We start from the raw sequence: 17,467 nt of genomic DNA on the forward strand, positions 1-17,467 counted from the left end.
TTTCACGGCTGTCCGCCCAGCGGTCAGCGGTGCTCCAGGAGGGGATCACATGCGCTGCAGTTCGGGTCCCCAGGGGTAGTCATAACCTGTCGGAAGCTCCGCGTGCCGCGCGCCGGGGCCAGGGCGAATCCCCTGGAGGAACATCCGGACGACGAAACGGACGTGCGTCTCCAGGAGATCCGCATCCGGCCGGAAGTCCGAGATGAGCAGATCCAGTTGCGTTCCCGACACCACCAGGCGGAGCAGGATGGTGGCGAACCGCTCCGGGTGGACGATCTCGTACCCGCTCTCCTTCGCCTCGGCCTCGAGCAGCGTCGCGACCACGCCGACCACGTCCGGACCGGAGACCCGCGCGTCCTCGAAGACCTCGTTGAGCTGGACACGTCGCTCGCTCTCGGTGACGAGCAAGCGGAAGTAGGCGACGAACTGCGGCGCGGTGGCCGCCTTCAGGATCTCGACGAGCGCGGTCGCGATCCGGTCGGCGGGGTTGTCACCCCGCACGCGCTGCAACGCCGCCTCGAGATCCGCCCGGAAATCCGCCGAGGCCTTGCGCATGACGGCCTCGAAGATCTCGGACTTGTCGGCGAAGTGCGCGTAGACCGTCGTCTTGGAGACGCCGGCCGCCGCCGCCACGGCATCCATCGAGGTGTTCTCATAGCCGCCCGCGAGGAGCAGCTCGACGGCCGCCCCGAGGATCGCGTCCCGCTTGGTGGCCTTCCCGTGCCTACGGGCGCTCGGCATGTTCGCTCCTCACTGGGTCTCCCGCGACAGTGCACTCAGCATGACAGATGCCCGCCAAACCCTCCCTGCCTGGACCCACATCGGCGATCATCGCCGTGGCCCTCACCCACAAAGCCACTTCGGCTGGAAGACCGCTGAAAATCCAGGCCCCGCCGCGTAAGCGGCGGGCCCAGAACCCGGGATTCCAGCAGTCTTCTAGTCGCCTTGGACGGCGGCACCGGTAATCCAGCTCACGACGCGATCCTGATCGGCGAGGCTCGTCGCGATGTCACCGACCTTCCGGCCCCGGTTGAGGACCACGACACGATCCGAGACGGCCATCGCGAGCGGCAGGTTGTGCGTGACGATCACGATGGCGGTTCCCTTCACGGCAAGTGCGCGGATGAGGTCCTCGACGAGTTCGGTCTGCTCGTGCCCGAGCGCGGCGGTCGGTTCGTCCAGGAGCAGGACTCCCCGCTCGCCGAGGCGGGCGGCGGCCCGCGCGATCGCGACCACCTGTCGCTGACCCCCTGAGAGCAGCTCGACCGGCCGTGTCATGGGAGCGGTGCGCACGCCGAGCGCGTCGAGCTCTGCCTGCGACTCCTTCCGCATCCTGCGGCGGTCGAGGACGCCGAGCCGGCCGAGTGGTCCCTTGACCACATGCTCTCGGCCGAGCGACAGGTTGGCGGCAATGTCCATCGCGTCGACGAGAGCGAGGTCCTGGTAGACCATCTGCACGCCCGCGGCCGCAGCGTCCTTGGGTGATCTGAAATCCACTTCGGCGCCATGCGCATGGATTCGGCCGGCGGTTGGCCGATGTGCGCCGGACATCACCTTCAAGAGGGTGGACTTACCCGCGCCGTTGTCGCCGAGGAGTGCGACGACCTCGCCTTCGGCCACATGGAGATCGACGTCCTCAAGGGCTCGCGCGTGTCCGTAGTGCACGGTGATGGATTCGAGCTCGAATGCTCGTTCGTTCCTCATTCCACGGCTCGCTTCCCTGTATCCCCGGTGAGCAGCAGATTGGTCGCCGTCCGACTCGTCCACATATTGAGCGCGAGACCCCCGACGAGCAGAACGCCGGTGGCGATCGACGACCAGTACGTCTGCACACCGGTGAGGAGCAGGCCAGTGGAGATCGTCGCGACCACGATCGCGCCGAGGGCCACCCGTGGAAGGCTGCCGCGGCCGCCGATGAAGGGGATGCCGGCCAGCGCGACCGCGGTCATCCCGTCGAAGACGATGCTCACGCTCGCTCCGGGTGACGCGGTCGTGACATAAGCGCTGGTGACGATGCCGCCAAGTGCGGCGCACAGCGCGGAGATCGAAAAGCCGAGCACCCGGTAGCGGCTCACGGGGATCCCGACGCGGCGTGCCGCCTCGGCGTTGCCGCCGACGGCGAGCAGTCGCATGCCAGCCCGGGTCGTCTTCAGAAAGACGGTGAGCACTAGGAACAGAGCGAGCGCGATGTAGACGGGGGCCGGTATCCAAAGATAGGTCTGCGTCCCCATGAACGTGAGACCCTGAAGTCCGGACACGTTGTTGCCGCCGGCGAGGATGAGCGATGTCCCGCTCAGCACCGAGAGCATGGCGATCGTGACGATGAGGGGGTCGAAGCCCTTGATCACGATCAGCGCGTTCACGATGCCGACGAGGACGCCGATGAGCAGGCCTGCGAGGATCGCCGCCCAGACCGGTACTCCCGCCCTGAGGAGCAGAGCGGTGACGACGCCCGCAAGAGCCGCCGTGCCCGGTACGGAGAGATCGAATACGCCGGTCATCACACCGACCGCGAGCCCTGCGGCGTAAATCGAGGCTATTGAGGCCGAATTCAGCATCGCGATTCCCGTGGCAACGGTGAAGAAGTACGGAGCCGCGAGGTAGGCGAACAAGATGACGATGGCGATCCAGAGCATGAGGAGACCCTGGTCGCGGACGAGGATGAGTCCGCGAACCTTGGCGGGAAGTCTCTTGCTCCGCGAGAGCTGGTGCACGGATCCGGTCATGGTCACGATCGGATCACCTACTTGGTGACGTTGATCGGCGTAGTGAACACTCCGCCGTCCGACGTGGGGTCGCTGAGCAGGCGAATGAGGTCGGCGCCGGCCTTCTCAGCCTCCGCGCCGTAGTCCCAGGCGACGACCGCAGTGACCTTACCGGCCTGCTTGGCCGCCATGAGGTCGGGGCCGCCACCGCCGGCGATGATGCACGCCGGGGTCTTGCCGGCCGCGGCGTAGGCGTTGACGGCGCCGAGCGCGGTCTCGTCGGTCGCCGCGATGACGACCGAGGCGTCCGGATGGGCGATGAGCAACTGGGAGACCTTGGTCTGCGCCGAAGCGAGATCAGAGGCCACGGCCGTGCCGACGACCTGCGTGTCCGGGGCACCGGCACTGAACGCCGCGCCAATCGAGTCACGCACCGCGACCGACCCTGCTGCGGTCTCGGATGCCCTGAGCGACAGCGCTTGGGTGGCGCCCGCCTTGACGGCGCACTTCGCCGCCTCGTCGCCGATGGTCTGGCCGTACTTCTTGAAGTCCGAGGCCACGAAGACGATGCCGGGCTGAGCACCTTGCAGACCGAAGTCAGACGGGCCCCCGTCCACGACGACCGGGATCTTCTTCGACTGGAACATCTTCAGCGTCGAGGTGAGCGACTCGGCCGCGACCGGGAAGATCCACGCGCCGGCGATGGAGCCGGAGTTCGCCGCCTGCTCAAGCTGTTGCCCCTGCTTCACGGGGTCGAATGCCGAGTCCTGCACGGTGACCTTGTAGCCCGAGCCGCCGAGATAGTCCGACACCTTGTCGGAGAGCGACGTGATCAACGGGATCTGGGTCGAGACCGTGGAGAACGCGATCGTGGCACCCGCTTTCGACGTGGCACCCGTGGACGGCGTTGTGGTGCCGGTGCAACCAGCAAGGGCGAGCGCGGCCACGCCGAGTCCGGCGACGGCCGTGTACTGCGATTTCTTCATCGAAGCTCCTTTAGGGACCTGAGAGCGGAGCGGATTCCGTACTGTACCGTCCAGTATTGTGACTGACAACACATTCCTGCGACTGGCGCGAGACGGCTGCACCGTACAGTGCAGTGCAGTTTTATGCCAGAGCGCCGCGGCGATTCCGCGGGGGGAGTCGGATCCTCCATGAACGATCCGATCAACAAGAAACCCGTTGATCAAAATCCTGGGCATTCGCCAGACTCAATAGGCGAAGGAGACCGCGAACCGATCCCCCAAGGAAGGCCCCTGGCCCCGATCGCCGATGGCCGGGGCCGGCCGCGCCGCCCCTGACGCACTGGTCGGCCTTACAACATGAACTGGACTGTACAGTACAGTACAGTTTCCGTTAATGATCTCGCCCAGTAAGGAGACCTATTCATCTTTCCATCTCTAACATGTACTGTACTGTCCAGTGCACGGCGCGGAGGTGATGGTGCTTCGATGACTGCAACGCCGTCGTTCGCCAAGGACACAGGTGCCGCCATGTCCGACGGCATTCTCGTGTTCGTCACCCTCCCACTGCTGATCGGGCCGATCATCCTGCCCTTCGCGGGCCGTTGGGTGGATCGACTGGGCGCACGCAGGGTCGCGATTCCCTCCGCTGCCCTCTACGCCGCGCTGACGGCCCTCATCCCGGTATGCGGGTCCAGCGTGCCGGTGCTGGCGGTCGTGCTGATCCTGGCGTCCACGTTCGGCTTCATGGCAGGTCTCGCTGTCGTCTTCAAGGTGATCTCGACCTGGCTGCCGCAGCACAAGGGCATCGGATTCGCCCTCGGCGGCCTCGCCTCCGGCGTGGCCGCCGCCGTGTTCTCGCCCGTGTTCCAGTGGCTGATCAGCGGCGGCGCCGGCCTCGGATGGAAGGGAGCCTACCTACTCGTGGCTGCGATGATCGCACTCGTGGCGATCCCAACGGCCATGTTCCTCATCTCGGAGCCGACGGCGCCGCGTGTGACGGGCCGGTTCAGCGGCCGACTGCCATTGCCGTCCGGGGACGGGTATCAACGTGCTGCTTGACCTGCAGCTCAGTGTCTTTGCTGTCGGCCCTTATGGGACAGGTCGCACGACAGACGCCATCCTCACCCACCTTCACTATCGGCGGTGCATGAGCGCCTACGTTCACGACGGAAGGATCTACGCGAACATGACGCTGCGGAAACAACCTGCCAACGCTTGATGGCGCGGGCCTCCTGCTGGTCGGCGGCCTCATGCCCCGCCTGGACAGCCCTATGGCTTGGATCAAGCGCCCTTCCACACGGCCTGATCCGCTCGTCAAACGCTAGAAGTAGCAGAATGAACGCTCGCCGCCGGCGCCTTGTCCAGGTCCGGCATATGGTGAATCGTTTGCCATGTCGGTCAATCAATACGTGAGTGCACGCGCCTACGTTGGGTGTCTGTGACGACACGATCTGCTATCTCTCGATCGAGAATCATCGAACCCAGCCTGAAACAGTGGGCCATGTCCGGCGTGGCGCTTCTGGGCATGTTGGCGGCCGCACTGCTACCGGCCCAGCCGGCCGCGGCGCAGCCAGTGCCGCTGGTCGAGGAGGACTTCACCGGGGCCACCGCGATTCCGCAGTTCCTGGCCGTGGGATCCGCCTGCCTGACCGGGGCGCCGGCAGCCGCCCCTGCCGGGCCGGGCGGCCACGCCCTCACAGGATGCCCGCAGGACGCCGCGGGGCCCGTACCGCCGACCGGAGCGGCGCCGTACGGCTACCTCCAGCTGACCAGCGCCGACAACGACCAGGCGGGAGCCGTCCTGTACGGGGAGGCGATCCCGGCCGAGCAGGGCCTGGCGGTGACCTTCGAACAGTGGCAGTACGGCAGCACCTCCCAAGTACCGGCCGACGGCATCTCCTTCTTCCTCATCGACGGCGCCGCCACGCTCACCCGGCCGGGCGCCTTCGGCGGCAGCCTCGGCTACGCGCAGAAACTGCCCGACGACAATCCCGCGAACGCGTTCGAGCCCGGAGTCAACCAGGGCTACGTCGGCGTCGGCCTGGACGTCCTCGGCAACTACTTCGGGGACTGGGAGCAGCGAGGCCTCGGCTGCGCCGAGCGTTCACCCGCCGGTACACAATTCCGCATTCCGGCTCCGGGCGCCAACATGGTGACGGTGCGCGGGCCGGGGAACGGAACGGAAGGCTACTGCTTCCGGACTGCCACCACGAGCAACTTCACCACCACGGGGCCGTGGCCCTCGACGTTGCCGGGCGAGCTCCATGGCCCCACGACGACGCTACCTGACGACGTCACCCCCCAGCAGGCGCAGCAACTGCTCGAACCGTCGCGCCGTACGGTGAACGTGCGGGTCACCCCCGCACCGGACCCCGTGCTGACCGTCTCGATCGACTTCAACGACGGCAACGGCATGCAGCAGGTGCTGTCCACGCCTGCGCCCACGCCGGTCCCCTCGACGTACAAGTTCGGGTTCGCGGCCTCCACCGGCCTGTTCACCGACGTGCACCTGATCCGCAACGTCGTCGTCCGCCCGATCGCGGAGCGCCCGGAATTGACCCTCGTCAAGCGAATCTCCGACAACGCCCAGCTGCCCGACCCGGTGACAGCGGGCACCACGGTGCCCTACGCATACAGGGTTACCAATAGCGGCAACATGAACGTCACCGACCTCGCCGTGAACGACAACCTGGTCGACGAGATCACCTGCCCGCGGACCACCTTGGACGTCGGCGACACGATCACCTGCCGCGGCTCCTACACCGTCACACCCGAGGACGCCGCACGCGGCTCGATCACCAACACCGCCACCGCGACCGGCATGGCGGATACGAACGAGGTCACCTCGCCGGAGTCACAGGTCACGATCCAGGTCGCGGAAGTCGACGACGTGGGACCGCTCGAACTGGACAAGAGCGTCGATAACTCGCGCCCGTACCAGCCAGGAGACACGGTCACCTATCGCTACGTGGTCAGAAACAACTCAGGCAGCACGGTGAACGACCTGCGGATCGAGGACACCCACGCACAGGGCATCAGTTGCCAGGCCACGACCCTGGACCCGGGCGCCGTCACGACCTGCACGGGGACGTTCACAGTGCAGGAACGCACGGATGGCAAGACGACGTGCAAGCGGGACGACTGCCGCCGGACCATCACCAACACCGCCGTGGCCAGAGCCGGAGACCTGGCCTCCGCCCCTGCCACGGCAACCATCGAGGTGGTGCTGGAGCCGCACCACAGCTCGCCGGGAAAGAAGCCGCACCACCCCTGGACGCCTCACCAAAGCACGAAATCGGAGTGGAGCTCGGTCACCCCGGACGGCCCCTTTGCCAACGAGAGGTCTGTCATTCTGCACGAGAACTCTGAGAACGGACACTTTGCGATCGTGCAAAAGACCCGAATGTGGGGCACCGACTCTCCTGATCGTCCCGGCGACTGGGAAGGTGCCGATGGGTAGGAGAACCGCCTCAGCAACCTGGGGCGGCGCCCTGCGGAGAGCATCCGTGCCGCCTAATTCGCCCGGCCGGTCCGCGACCACGATAGGTCCAGGCCCAGGCTGAAGGTGAACTCCAGATTGGCGCCGAGTCTCATCGGGGCACTCCAGGCAGTGCCCCGATTTGAGCAATCGCTCAAGTACATAAGGCGTTTGCTCAACCACATTTGAGCGGTCGCTCAGGTGGTGACCGAAGAGTCGATGGAAGTGCTTGGTCAGAGCGATGGCGCAATCTTCGGCACCCACAGGGGTCCTCCGCGAATACTCGAATGCCGCTTGAACCGCGTGGATGAGGTCTCCGGCAGGCGCACTTCCGTTCAGGCGGGCGCTGGTCCAGTCGACTCCCGTACGAGCAGGCGCGGTTTCTGGGGGATCACCAGGTCGCGAGGGGGCGTTCCGTGGAGTTGCGAGACGAGCTCATCGACGGCGGCGGCGCCCAGCTCCAGGAGGGGCAATGCGATCGTGGTAACGGCGGGCACGCTGAAGCCGGCCGCCGGGAAGTCACCATAGGCGATCACCGAGATCTGCTCGGGGACGCGGATGCCCACGTTGGTCAGGAATCGGATGACTCCGATCGCCTGACCGGGCGAGCTGGTGAAGATCGCGGTCGGCTCCGCCCCGAGCAAGGTCTCGGCGGAGGCGAAGCCCGTCGCTTCGGTGAAGTCTCCGAACAGCACGGGGAGCGACGGAAGATGCCGTGCATTGAGCGCACGCTCGAACCCGGCGAGCCGGTCCGAGCTCGCCTCCACCTCCGCCGGGCCTGCCAGGTGGGCGATACGCCGATGCCCGAGGTCGGCGAGATGCTCAACGGCAAGCTCGCTGGCCCGCACGACATTCATGGTGACGTTGCGCCCGGAGCCGGCGACGGCGCGGTTGACGAACACATGGGGAAATGACGATTCCCGTAGGTACGCCACGAGCGGATGGCCGGGAACGGCGGAGCCCATGAGCAGCCCATCGACGCGGCCGCCGTTGATGAACGAGCGTTCGGCCGGTTGCTCGTCGAAGTCTTCGGCGAGCAGTGCCAGGTAGCCGTGCTCGGCGGCGCGGCGGTAGGCGCCGCGCGCGATGGTGATGTACGGAGGGTTGTCGATGGAGGGTGCGATCAGAGCCAGCGCCATGGTCCGCGACTTCGCCAGTGCACGAGCGCCGGCGTGTGGCTGGTAGCCAAGGTCCTGTGCCAGTTGGAGGATTCGCTGACGTGTCTCGGGACGTACCGCCACCGTCGGGTCGCCGTTCAGCACCCGCGAAACGATGCTCTTGGTCACCTCGGCGGCGGTGGCGATGTCAACGAGACGTACCCGTTCGGGCTGAACTCCCTTCACCGGCTTTCTCCTCCACAGACCGGCGGACGGATCATTTCGAAGGTTAGCCTAGAGCGGGGTTTGCTGGGCATCGATGCCGCCGTCGATGACGATCCGGGCACCGGTGAGCGTGGGTGCGTGATCGGTGGCCAGGAAGCCGACCAGCTTTGCGATCTCCTCCTGTGCCGTCGGTTCGCCCGCCGGAATGCGTGCTCGCCGGTTCGCCGTCTCCTCATCGCTGAGCAGGTTCCAGCGGCTGCTCCAGACATAGCCGGGAGCGATGGCGTTGACGCGGATGCCCAGCGGTGCCAGGTCGATCGCCATGCTGCGGGTGAGTCCGTCGACGGCTGCCTTGCTGGCGTTGTAGGCGGCCCTTCGGTGAATGGCCCGTTCCCCGGCGAGCGAGGAGATGTTCACGATCACACCTCGGCCGGCGCGCGCCATGTGCCGGGCGGCGAGTACGGAGCACAGGTGCATGGCGAAGACGTTGACTTCGAACACCTGGCGGAAGAAGCGCGGGTCCTCCTCCAGCACATCGTCATCGCTGACACCCAGGTGCGCAGCGTTGTTGATCAGGATTCCCGGCGCCAGTCCGCGTTCGGCTAGCACGGCGAAGCCGGCCTCGATCGCTTGGGGGTCGGAAAGGTCGAAGCCGATCGAATGGATCTCAGTGTCCGGGACCTCGGCGCCGATCCGGGCCGCCGCTGCGGCCGCGACCGCCTCGTCGATTCCGTGGACGACGACGGCGGCTCCATCGCACGCGAGTTGCCTGGCGATGGCCAGGCCGAGGTTGTGGCTCGCACCCGTGACGAGGGCGATCCGCGACGGCTCGTGATCTGCTTCCGCGCTCATTGGCTCTCCCTCATGTGCAGCGCTACCTCGGTGTCGGGGCGGATCTCAGTGAGGGCGCCGGAGTAGTGCCGCAGGTCGTGGCGGACGTAGGGGTACCGGGAGATCGCGTCCGGGTCGATTTGTACGCCCAGGCCAGGCCGCTCGGGTATCCGGGCGAGACCGTTGGTGACGTCCGCGTCCTCGCAGGCGATCTCGGCACGCCACGGCACGTCGGTCGCCATGGTCTCCAGATAGGTGAAGTTGGGCGTGCAGGCGGCGAGCTGCAGGGTCGCCGCGTTCGCGACCGGGCCTGAGGGGTTGTGCGGGGCGAAGGAGACCTGCCACAGCTCGGCCAGCGATGCGATCGTGCGCGCCTCCCAGATGCCGCCGACGTGGGAGACGTCCGGCTGCACGACGTCGGCACAGCGGCGGTCGAAGACCTCCCGGAAGTCCCAGCGTGTGTAGAGCCGCTCGCCAAGCGAGATCGGTGTCGAGGTGCGTTCCTTCAACGCGGCGTAGTTCGCCAAGTTTCCTGGGATGAGCGGCTCCTCCAGCCACAACACTCCGATCTGCTCGAGGGCTCCGGCGATCTGCGTCGCCGCCGGCAGTTCGAAGCGGCCGTGCGCCTCGACGATGATGTCGGCCTTGCCGTCAACCGCCTCGGCCACGGCCTCGACGACTGTCATCGCGGTGCGCAACGCCGAGGGCGACAAGGTCCGGAACGCCGATCCGAAGGGATCCCACTTGAGCGCGCGGTAGCCCCACTCGACCGTCTCCCGTGCCTTTTCAGCAAACTCTTCCGGGCGCTTGGCACCGGCGAACCAGCCGTTGGCATAACACTCGACGGAGGATCGCAGCTTGCCGCCGAGCAAGTCGTAGACGGGCACCCCCAGTGCCTTGCCCTTGATGTCCCACAGTGCCATCTCGATGGCTGACAGCGCACTCGTCAGCACAGGGCCACCGCGCCAGTAGGCGTCACGGTAGGCGTCCTGCCACCAGCCCTGAATGTTGCCGAGCCCCCGCCCGGTCAGCCCGTTCTCCAACACCCGCAGTGCCGCCTCGACCGTGTGCTCGCGATATTCGAGCGTCGCCTCGCCCCAGCCCTCGATCCCCTCATCGGTCTGAAGCTTCACGAAGACCCAGTTGGTGCGGTAAGCGTCGCAGATGTAGGTGGTCAGCGACCGCAGCTTCATCGGTCCCGCCACTTCGCGCCGAGCTCGGCGACGACCGACGCATCGGTGAAGACGAGCGGATAGTCCGTCAGCGGAAGCCGGTACTTGGTTCCGCGCGAGCGCCAGTCCGTCTGGAAGAAATCCGCCGGCTGTTCGACCGCGTAGATCTCGCCGGTGAGCACGTCGAGCAGGACGGGATGGTCCATGCTCAGCCGCTCGTCCCACCACAGCTCGACGTCGATCGTCGCCTGCGCCGTCCGCTGTTGCGGATCTTCGGCAAGCCAGTAGACGAACAGAGGGGCGCCATCGCGCTCGAACGTGGCGACATATGGCGCGGCCATGAGGGTCGACCGCTGCGGTGACGAGGGATCTCGCTCGGTGAACAGGCACATGAGCTCGGTACGTAGCGTCCGGTCGTCGAAGAGGTGGCACACCCGGCGCGCGACCTCGAACGAGTACTTCGGCTCGTAGCTCCCTCCATGAATCAGGCCCATCATCACCGGCTCGTTGATCTGGTCGCCGGCCTGGCGATAAGGACGCTCTACGAGATCGACCGCGTGGAAGTAGAAGATCTTGTCGAAGCCGACTTTGAGGTCGACCAGGAACCTACGGGCGATCCACTTCGCCTGCACGACCTGATCCATGGTGTACATGCCGAGCCAGTCGTCATGGTGGCCCGCGAGCTGCGAGGGACAGCCGTTCTCGCCCTGGTACAGGGCGATGCGCCTGCCTGGTGAGTGCTCGTCAAGGATGCGGCGCAGCACGTCGTGCATATTCTGCAGGTTGTGCTCCGGCACCATCTGGTACGGGTGGAACGAGAAGGCGTCGATCGACTCCGCGAGCCCGCCCCGCAGCGCGTCCACGAGAAAGGCGGGATCGGCGAGCGATGTGGCGCCTCCGATGATCGTGGCATCCGGGATCTCGGCCCGCACGGCCTGCGCGGTAACCCGGACGAGCTGCGCGTAGTCGCGCCCGCTGACCTGCCGAGGCTGCCAGAACTGGGGGATGTTCGGCTCGTTCCACACCTCCCAGTGCGTCACCCTGCCGCGATAGCGTTTCGCCAGGGCGCGGACGAACCTCGTCCAGGCAGAGAGCGCGCCCTCGTAGTAGATCGGTACGTAGCCGACCGCGGACTCGTGCGGGACGTCCGGCATGTACAGCGCATTGCCGAAGGTGACGCTGAACATCGTCTCGACGCCGGCCGCGGCGAGATTGTCCACGATGCCGTCGAGCCAGGTGAAGTCGTACCTGCCCGGCTCGGTCTCGCACCGGCCCCAGCCGGTCTGTACACGCGCCCATTTCGCCCCGAGCCGCGACAGGTGCGGATACACCTGCTCGGCGGTGAACATCCTGCGATCGAGGGTCTCGAAACCGATGCCGAGCCTGGAAGAGGAGATCGCGGCCGTAGGCCGGGAATTCTCGACATGACCCACGGGGCGGACCCCGTTCAGCAGTGGGAGCTGGGCGCGTATGAGTGTCGCGACATCTTGACTCTCGATGTGCGCGGCTGGTGTCGTCATGGGGATCTTCGATGTCCTTTGTGCAGTGAGCCGGCTACTTGCCGATACCAGCGGTAAGACCCTGGATGATCTGCCGGGTCGCGAGGATGAACAGGACGAGCAGGGGCAGCGTCGTGATGACGAGCCCCGCGAACAGCGATGCCCAGTCGTTCTGGTACTCGCCGAAGAAGGTCGTGAGCCCGACGCCGAGCGTGTAGTTGTCGCGGGAACGGAGCATGACCAGCGGCATCAGGAAGTCATTCCAGATCGGCACGAACCGGAAGACCACCACCGTCGCGATGGCCGGCCGTACGAGCGGCACCATGATCCGGAGGAAGACCGTGAAGTGGTTGCCGCCGTCGAGGAAGGCCGCCTCCTCCAGTTCGCCGGGCAACTGCCGGAAGAACGAGACGAGGACGAAGACGGTGAACGGGATGCCGTTGGCCGAGTAGATGAGGATGAGGCTCAGTGGCGAATCGATGAGCCGCAGCCCGTCCATCAGATAGAACATCGGCAGGATGGCCAGCATGAACGGGATGAGCAACCCGGACATGAAGAGCCCTTCCAACGCGCCGCGACCCCGGAAGCGCCATCTGGCTATGGCGTACGCCGCGGGCAGCGATACGGCCGTGGAGATCGCAACCGAACAGACCGTGATCAGGATCGAATTCAACGCGTACCGGCCGAAGGACGCCTCCGCCCACGCGCTCACATAGTTCTCGACCGTCGGGTCGGTGGGAAGGGGCCACGGATCGGTCGCGATCTGCAAGTGGGTGCGGAAGGAGTTGAAGATCATCGTGAGCAGGGGCAGGACGCACACCGCGGCATACAGCCAAAGTACGGTGGTGATGACCACGGCCTGCGGGCTCCTCCTGCGCCGCCGACTGCGAGCCGCGGCCGGTGGCCCGGAGGGGGCACGTTCGACAGAGTCCAGCGTGAGTGTCGTGTCGTTCATGAAAGCCTCTCCTCCTGCGCGCGGATCATGCGTCGGCCAAGGAGCGCACCGCCCAGAATGAACAGGAAGAGCAACGTCGCAAGCGCTGAGGAGACGCCAAGCGCATTGCTCGCTCCCGACTGGAACGAGACACGGAAGAAGAGCAGGCTCAGCACGTCTGTGGCGCCGGCTGGCGAGCCCGTCGCGCCACCGAAGGCGTACGGGAGTGTGAACGTCTCCATCCCACCGATGAAGGTGAGGATCGACACCGTTCCGATCACCGGGGTGAGCAAGGGCAGCGTGACATGGCGGAAGCGTCTCCAGCCGTCGGCGCCGTCGACGCTCGCGGCATCGCTCAGCTCGGGCGGGATCGCCCCGAGCGCCGCGCCATAGAGCAGCACCGGGAACCCGATCCACTGCCACACGCTCACGAGGATGAGCACCGGCAGGGCCGTCGTCGGCTCACCAAGCCACGACACCGCGAGCGACTCGAGCCCGAGCCATTCGAGAGCGGCATTGACCGGGCCGAAGCTGGGCGAGAGGAGCAACGTCCACAGATACCCCACAACGAGGGGACTCACCAGGTAGGGGGTCGTGTAGAGCACCTGGAACAGCCGGCGCATACGTCCGAGCTTGTGCAGTTGCACCGCCAGGAACAACCCGAGGGAATTCTGCAGCACGAGCGTCCCCGCGAAGATCGCGATGTTGTGCAGGAAGGCGCGGGGCATCTGCTCGACGTACGGCTGCTCGGTGAACAAGACCACGAAATTCTCGAACCAGTTGAAGCGCACGAGATTCGCTCCGCCCCGCCACTCGAACAGCGAGTAGCCCAGCGCGCTCGCCATCGGGTAGAGCAGGACGGCCGCGAACAACGCGAACGCCGGAAGGATGAACAGGACGACGACGACTGCCGGCGCACGCTGCACATTGGAGGCGTACTTGATCTTCTGTGCCATGGGGTGGCTCCTGGAATGGGCGGGAACCCGGACCGGCGAGCGAGCGCACCGGCCGGTCCGGGCGCGTCACACGCAGCGGGACCAGATCTCCTATCCGTGCTGGAAGTCGGCCGGACGGAACCAAGCGTCGACGCCGGTCTGAACGCTCTTGGCCGCACGGTCGGATGTGGTCTGACCGAGCCAGATCTTCTGAACCTGTTCTCCCATGAGATCTGTGCCCGACGGCGTGCCGTAGCGCAGGTAGGCCGCGCCGAGGTAGGTCGACGGCTTGGACTGGTAGCGCTTGTACATCTCGGCCAGCTGTGCGTTCTTGAGCGTCACCCCGTCCCGGGCGGGGATGGTGCCCATGGCATTGGCGTACAGATTGGCGAACTCGGCGCCGGCGAGCCAATTGAGCAGCACGGCGGCCTCCTTGGGGTGCGTGCTGCGCTTGGCCAGGGCCCACCCGCCGTCGGCATAGCTGACGGTGACCGCCTTCGCGGGCCAGTCCGCGTTGACCGGCATGTCGAAGGTGCCGTAATCGATCTCCGCACCAAGGTTCGCGAACGTGGTGACCTGCCAGGCGCCTGACGGGAACATGGCCGCCCGGCCGGTCGCGAACAGGGTTACCGCCTCGTCTAGCGTGACCGAGGTGACGTTGTCGACGAGGTACGGCTTGATCTGCTCCATCAAGCCGACGGCGGCCACGTTGTCTGGATCGGCGAGGGTTTTCTTGCCCTCGATGAAGGCTTGCTCGAAATCGCCGGCTCCGCGCCGCGCGTTGCCGAAAACCTCGGCGGCCAGCGAGATCTGTGCCGCCACGGATCCCGGGATGACGACAGGGGCGACACCGGAATCCTTGATCTTCTGAGCGGCCGCGATGAACTCGTCCCAGCTTGTGGGCACCCCAAGGCCGAGTTCGGCGAAGATCTTCTTGTTGTAGTACACCTGCGCGGTCTGGATGCCTTGCGGCACGGCATAGAGCTTCCCGTCCGCCTTGCCCTTAGCGCCCGCCAGCGCCGGCTTGCTGAAACCGGTCCAGTCCTTGACGACGTCGTCGAGTGGCACGATGCTGCCGCTGTCGGCGAAGCTGGACAGGACGCCATAGGAGCGCAGCGCCACGATGTCCGGGCTTTCGGATCCGGCGAGTCCGGTGGTGAGCAGGGTCTCGTAGTTCTTGTCGAGCTGAGCTACCACCTCGACGTGGATGCCTGGGTGAGCCCTTTCAAACGCCTCGATGATGCCCGCCTTCTTGAAGGCGTTCATGGCCTCGTTGCTCCACGTCCACACCGTGACACGCGCCTCATTGGCCGACGCGCCGCTTCCGCCACCGCAGGCGGTCGCGAACATCACCACACTCATCGCAAGCGCAAGCCTTGCGAGGAGCCGGTTACGCGGAGTCGCCCACCGCATAGATCGCTGTATTGCCACATTAGCTCCCTGTCAGTCGACTCCTCCGGTAACGGCCGGCGGAAAACCGGTTTTCTTATGGGCGTACACGCTAGTGCGGCCAGTGAATCTCGGTCAAGCCGTAACAAGCGGGAAATATGCGACGGTATGGCGGCGGCGCTCGTGCACGTCAGGCGCGGCCATCGACTTCGCCGGGAGTTCCGGTGTGGTGGTGAGCATGGCCGGCAAGGAGAAGAGGCCCAAGCGGGGCAGCGCTAGCGACCTCATGTCGCACCACAGCTACGGCGAGCCGCAAGGTAGCGGCAGCTACCCCTGGTCGTGATGGCGAGCTTGGCCGCGATGGCGGGGATGGGGACGCCTTTGTCGCGCAGCGCGAGGGCGAAGGTGAGCATGTCGTCGTCGATCACGCGAGGACGGCCGCCATGGTTGCCGCGGGCGGCGGCGGCTGCCGGCCTTCGACGGTCTTGTCGCGGATAGTCGCGATCGAGTTGGGCGGCCACGGCCAGCACCGCGAACAGCACCGCGAACAGCATCGCGCCCAGTCCGTTGGGGCCATAGATCCCGGCCAACGGGCCGGACAGCAGCTGCGACGTGGGCCGATACGGGCCAGTGGGTGGGGCTCGGTGGTCTCGCACAACTGGTCATTTCTGCGAGCACACATCGTAGCGGCGCTCACGTAGAGCTACTTTGCCCTGGTGGCACGGACCCGAGTGGAGGTGGCCTGACTTCGGCTGGTTGATCCGTGACATTGGAAAGTCTTGCGGCCCGCCCTGTGGGCAGGAAGGCTCGACACCAGATAGGAACTAGGAAGACCGCGCGGCGAGGAGCAGTGGGTGGCCGGGTGGCAGCCCCGTTTCCCGGTGAAGACCAATGACGACTCCGCCCCTGGCACGGTCTTCGAAACCGGCGCGCACAGCGAGCGGACCATCTGGGTGGTGGTCGAGCGCGAGCCAGGACGGCGCGTCTCGTACGCCAGGGTCACACCCGGTTCCCGGGCCGGGACCGTCACCGTCGAGGTGGACGTGGATGGCCGGGGCGGCAGCACGGTACGGGTCACGTACGCTCTGACCGCACTCACGCCAGAGGGCCAGGGGCCTCTGCACGAGTTCGCCGAGCGCTATCCGACCTTCCTGCAGTCGTGGGAGGAGGAGATCGCGCGCCATCTCGGGTCCCGGCCACCCAGTGCGGCCGCCCAGTCGTAAACGGGCGCATCGCCGGGGAGGAGCACCTCGGAGCCGCTCCCAAAATGATCAGCACCACCCCGGGCAAGACTTCCCGTTCAAACGACTCGTCACTGCGACTGACGCGCTGATCATCTCTGCACGTCTACTGGCTCTGTCGCTGATCTTGTGACGTGGAACGGTTCAGTAGTTGATCGTGTCCGAAGTGTGTCGAAGAGCTTCTCCCGCACCTGGCCGGGATCGTCGTCGAGAACGTCGAACACGCGGTGGACATGGTCACGCTGCACGTGCGTGTCCGCGCAGCGGAGGGTATCTGTCCGCGCTGTGGAACCAGCTCCGGCCGGGTGCACGGTCGCTATGTTCGCCGCCTGTTCGATGCCGCGTTGGGCGGGGTCACGACGGTGCTGGCGATGATGGTGCGCCGGTTCAAGTGTTTGAACGTTGCTTGTCCGGTGGTGACGTTCGCTGAACAGGTAGCCGGGCTGACCAGTCCACATGCGCGGTTCACCGGGCTGCTGCGGACGATGCTGAGCGCCATCGCCGTACGCCTGGCCGCCCGTGCTGGAGCCCGGCTGGCGCATCTGCTAGGGCTTCCGGTGGCCAAGGACACGCTGTTACGGCTGGTGCGGGCTGCGCCGGATCCGCAGGTGGAGACGGCCCGGGTGGTCGCGATCGATGATTTCTCGCTGCGCAAGCGCACCAGCTACGCCACGATTGTGGTGGACCTGGAGGCACGACGTCCGATTGAAGTACTCCAGGGCCGAGAAGCCGATCCGGTGGCCGCATGGCTGGCTACCCACCCTGAGATCGAGATCATCAGCCGTGACAGGGCCAAGGCCTACGCCGAGGCCGCCCGCGCCGGGGCGCCGCAGCCTCGGCAGGTGGTAGATCGGTGGCACCTGTGGCGCGTGCGCCGTGAGGCGCTGATTGATCGAGTGGAGGTGAGAGACCTTCGCCGCTGTCCTGTCGCAGCAGGGCGGTGAAGCTGGGGGCAGCCTGATCCGGGAGGTGCCGGGGAAGGTGGCAAGCGGCCCC

At 66.2% G+C, this 17,467-nt stretch carries 16 protein-coding genes; 4 read left to right on the plus strand and 12 right to left on the minus strand.

Going from position 1 to position 17,467, the window contains the following annotated elements; all coding sequences use genetic code 11:
• Positions 1–45 precede the first annotated feature (45 nt).
• The 4 genes from ETD86_RS55580 to ETD86_RS31825 all read right to left on the minus strand — a co-directional run bounded on the left by ETD86_RS55580 (position 46) and on the right by ETD86_RS31825 (position 3,691).
• Positions 46–741 (minus strand): TetR/AcrR family transcriptional regulator, encoded by a 696-nt coding sequence (locus tag ETD86_RS55580; RefSeq protein ID WP_170223379.1) that lies wholly within the window; start codon positions 739–741, stop codon positions 46–48.
• Positions 742–936: 195 nt separating this feature from the next.
• Complete coding sequence (locus tag ETD86_RS31815) at positions 937–1,704, minus strand: ATP-binding cassette domain-containing protein (RefSeq protein WP_138670351.1); 768 nt, start codon at positions 1,702–1,704, stop codon at positions 937–939.
• Complete coding sequence (locus tag ETD86_RS31820; RefSeq protein WP_170223380.1) at positions 1,701–2,636, minus strand: ABC transporter permease; 936 nt, start codon at positions 2,634–2,636, stop codon at positions 1,701–1,703. The genes ETD86_RS31815 and ETD86_RS31820 overlap by 4 nt, the downstream gene beginning before the upstream one ends.
• A 107-nt stretch (positions 2,637–2,743) precedes the next feature.
• Positions 2,744–3,691 carry a sugar ABC transporter substrate-binding protein gene (locus tag ETD86_RS31825; RefSeq protein ID WP_170223381.1) on the minus strand — a complete coding sequence of 316 codons (948 nt, stop codon included), beginning with the start codon at positions 3,689–3,691 and terminating at the stop codon, positions 2,744–2,746.
• 429 nt (positions 3,692–4,120) lie between these two features.
• Here ETD86_RS31825 and ETD86_RS31830 point away from each other — a divergent pair, with 429 nt between their 5' ends.
• Positions 4,121–4,729: an MFS transporter gene (locus tag ETD86_RS31830; protein WP_342779323.1), complete on the plus strand. Its 609-nt coding sequence runs from the start codon at positions 4,121–4,123 to the stop codon at positions 4,727–4,729.
• Positions 4,730–5,180: 451 nt separating this feature from the next.
• The gene (locus ETD86_RS31835) at positions 5,181–7,130 is read left to right on the plus strand and encodes a DUF7507 domain-containing protein (RefSeq protein WP_170223382.1); all 1,950 of its coding nucleotides are present in this window, start codon (positions 5,181–5,183) and stop codon (positions 7,128–7,130) included.
• A 353-nt stretch (positions 7,131–7,483) separates the two neighbouring features.
• On the opposite strand, the gene ETD86_RS31840 is transcribed toward ETD86_RS31835, so the two are convergent.
• The 8 genes from ETD86_RS31840 to ETD86_RS31875 form a co-directional block, all read right to left on the minus strand.
• Complete coding sequence (locus tag ETD86_RS31840) at positions 7,484–8,491, minus strand: LacI family DNA-binding transcriptional regulator (protein WP_138670360.1); 1,008 nt, start codon at positions 8,489–8,491, stop codon at positions 7,484–7,486.
• A gap of 48 nt (positions 8,492–8,539) precedes the next feature.
• Complete coding sequence (locus ETD86_RS31845; protein ID WP_138670361.1) at positions 8,540–9,322, minus strand: SDR family NAD(P)-dependent oxidoreductase; 783 nt, start codon at positions 9,320–9,322, stop codon at positions 8,540–8,542.
• Positions 9,319–10,494 carry a galactonate dehydratase gene (gene dgoD, locus ETD86_RS31850; RefSeq protein WP_138670362.1) on the minus strand — a complete coding sequence of 392 codons (1,176 nt, stop codon included), beginning with the start codon at positions 10,492–10,494 and terminating at the stop codon, positions 9,319–9,321. Before dgoD ends, ETD86_RS31845 begins: the two co-directional genes overlap by 4 nt.
• A complete protein-coding gene (locus tag ETD86_RS31855) occupies positions 10,491–11,906 on the minus strand; it encodes a GH39 family glycosyl hydrolase (RefSeq protein ID WP_211370446.1) in 1,416 nt (471 codons plus the stop codon). The genes dgoD and ETD86_RS31855 overlap by 4 nt, the downstream gene beginning before the upstream one ends.
• Positions 11,907–12,027: 121 nt before the next feature.
• The gene (locus tag ETD86_RS31860; protein ID WP_138670364.1) at positions 12,028–12,927 is read right to left on the minus strand and encodes a carbohydrate ABC transporter permease; all 900 of its coding nucleotides are present in this window, start codon (positions 12,925–12,927) and stop codon (positions 12,028–12,030) included.
• Positions 12,924–13,862: a carbohydrate ABC transporter permease gene (locus tag ETD86_RS31865; RefSeq protein WP_138670365.1), complete on the minus strand. Its 939-nt coding sequence runs from the start codon at positions 13,860–13,862 to the stop codon at positions 12,924–12,926. The genes ETD86_RS31860 and ETD86_RS31865 overlap by 4 nt, the downstream gene beginning before the upstream one ends.
• Positions 13,863–13,952: 90 nt before the next feature.
• Positions 13,953–15,191: an extracellular solute-binding protein gene (locus tag ETD86_RS31870; protein ID WP_170223383.1), complete on the minus strand. Its 1,239-nt coding sequence runs from the start codon at positions 15,189–15,191 to the stop codon at positions 13,953–13,955.
• A gap of 323 nt (positions 15,192–15,514) precedes the next feature.
• Positions 15,515–15,886 carry a hypothetical protein gene (locus ETD86_RS31875; RefSeq protein ID WP_138670367.1) on the minus strand — a complete coding sequence of 124 codons (372 nt, stop codon included), beginning with the start codon at positions 15,884–15,886 and terminating at the stop codon, positions 15,515–15,517.
• Between the two features lie 198 nt (positions 15,887–16,084).
• On the opposite strand from ETD86_RS31875, the gene ETD86_RS31880 reads away from it, so the two are divergent.
• Both ETD86_RS31880 and ETD86_RS31885 read left to right on the plus strand, forming a co-directional pair.
• Entirely contained in the window at positions 16,085–16,453 is a 369-nt protein-coding gene (locus ETD86_RS31880; RefSeq protein ID WP_138670368.1) for an SRPBCC family protein, read from the plus strand.
• Between the two features lie 251 nt (positions 16,454–16,704).
• Positions 16,705–17,415: an ISL3 family transposase gene (locus tag ETD86_RS31885; RefSeq protein WP_138670369.1), complete on the plus strand. Its 711-nt coding sequence runs from the start codon at positions 16,705–16,707 to the stop codon at positions 17,413–17,415.
• Positions 17,416–17,467 lie beyond the last annotated feature (52 nt).

This window comes from Nonomuraea turkmeniaca (assembly GCF_005889735.1).
GTDB classification, from domain to species: domain Bacteria; phylum Actinomycetota; class Actinomycetes; order Streptosporangiales; family Streptosporangiaceae; genus Nonomuraea; species Nonomuraea turkmeniaca.

What these genes read in the sequence shown, in the direction of transcription:
- ETD86_RS55580 (WP_170223379.1), bottom strand. Translation starts at nt 741, where the DNA reads ATGCCGAGCGCCCGTAGGCACGGGAAGGCCACCAAGCGGGACGCGATC.
- ETD86_RS31815 (WP_138670351.1), bottom strand. Translation starts at nt 1,704, where the DNA reads ATGAGGAACGAACGAGCATTCGAGCTCGAATCCATCACCGTGCACTAC.
- ETD86_RS31820 (WP_170223380.1), bottom strand. Translation starts at nt 2,636, where the DNA reads ATGCTCTGGATCGCCATCGTCATCTTGTTCGCCTACCTCGCGGCTCCG.
- ETD86_RS31825 (WP_170223381.1), bottom strand. Translation starts at nt 3,691, where the DNA reads ATGAAGAAATCGCAGTACACGGCCGTCGCCGGACTCGGCGTGGCCGCG.
- ETD86_RS31845 (WP_138670361.1), bottom strand. Translation starts at nt 9,322, where the DNA reads ATGAGCGCGGAAGCAGATCACGAGCCGTCGCGGATCGCCCTCGTCACG.
- dgoD (WP_138670362.1), bottom strand. Translation starts at nt 10,494, where the DNA reads ATGAAGCTGCGGTCGCTGACCACCTACATCTGCGACGCTTACCGCACC.
- ETD86_RS31860 (WP_138670364.1), bottom strand. Translation starts at nt 12,927, where the DNA reads ATGAACGACACGACACTCACGCTGGACTCTGTCGAACGTGCCCCCTCC.
- ETD86_RS31865 (WP_138670365.1), bottom strand. Translation starts at nt 13,862, where the DNA reads ATGGCACAGAAGATCAAGTACGCCTCCAATGTGCAGCGTGCGCCGGCA.
- ETD86_RS31870 (WP_170223383.1), bottom strand. Translation starts at nt 15,191, where the DNA reads ATGTTCGCGACCGCCTGCGGTGGCGGAAGCGGCGCGTCGGCCAATGAG.
- ETD86_RS31885 (WP_138670369.1), top strand. Translation starts at nt 16,705, where the DNA reads ATGGTCACGCTGCACGTGCGTGTCCGCGCAGCGGAGGGTATCTGTCCG.